Below are 234 nucleotides of genomic sequence, written 5' to 3'. Positions count from 1 at the left end.
ACATCCGTGAGATCCTTCCGGGAAATGACTTGTATCGACTTGTCTCTCCGAATACTCCAGTGAGCTTCTTTTTGAAGTTCTTGCGAATATGCCCAGGATCGTTGAGAAGAGTAACGTGTTCCAACTCAGGAAGAAGTTTGTCCTTGAACAGTGCTCCTATTTTGCCGTCTTGATCATGTACGAAGATTTTCCACTTGGGTATAAGAGAGTTTTCTTTCATCCAATCAACAAAGT

1 protein-coding gene is annotated in these 234 nt (G+C 42.3%); it reads right to left on the bottom strand.

Going from position 1 to position 234, the window contains the following annotated elements:
• The coding region (locus ACKX14_RS16480) for a hypothetical protein (protein ID WP_422449518.1) at positions 1 to 234 on the bottom strand (234 nt) is incomplete at both ends.

This window comes from Thermorhabdus hydrogeniformans (assembly GCF_049310025.1).
Lineage (GTDB): Bacteria > Bacillota > Thermosediminibacteria > Thermosediminibacterales > Tepidanaerobacteraceae > JBJYKD01.
Note: the sequence above shows the minus strand (reverse complement) of the source record. Positions and strands in the feature narration are given on the sequence as shown.